This is a genomic window from Cytobacillus sp. GQ23 (assembly GCF_059758675.1).
Window position 1 is genome coordinate 1 of sequence record NZ_JCAXER010000082.1, and the last position, 462, is coordinate 462.

The following is a 462-nucleotide window of genomic DNA, read 5'->3' on the forward strand; positions in this document are numbered from 1 at the left end:
TCACTAAAATTACGTTGCCTAAATCCTGAAACTTCCAGGTCAGATGTTCCAAAGCCCTGCGTGCTTTGTCACAGATTGCTATTCAGATGATGAATCTCACTGATGCTGCAATCTGCTCTACCGACTGAGCTAATGGCTCATACCTCTTTGAAGAGCATTTTGCCCATTCAGGAGTTATGGTGGAGGATGACGGGATCGAACCGCCGACCCTCTGCTTGTAAGGCAGATGCTCTCCCAGCTGAGCTAATCCTCCAAAGTGGTGACCCCTACGGGATTCGAACCCGTGTTACCGCCGTGAAAGGGCGGTGTCTTAACCGCTTGACCAAGGGGCCATATAAAGTTACCCAATCAGGGTTGCCCGGCAGCGTCCTACTCTCACAGGGGGACAGCCCCCAACTACCATCGGCGCTGAGAAGCTTAACTTCCGTGTTCGGTATGGGTACGGGTGTGACCTTCTCGCTA

2 tRNA genes and 1 rRNA gene are annotated in these 462 nt (G+C 52.2%); all 3 read right to left on the reverse strand.

Annotation, left to right across the window (positions count from 1 at the left end):
* Positions 1 to 177: 177 nt before the first annotated feature.
* Positions 178 to 253: transfer RNA gene (locus tag AC6CHU_RS25950), tRNA-Val, on the reverse strand.
* A 4-nt stretch (positions 254 to 257) separates the two neighbouring features.
* Positions 258 to 332 (reverse strand) — tRNA-Glu (locus AC6CHU_RS25955).
* Between the two features lie 24 nt (positions 333 to 356).
* Positions 357 to 462, reverse strand: a 5S ribosomal RNA gene (rrf, locus tag AC6CHU_RS25960); the annotation flags it as partial.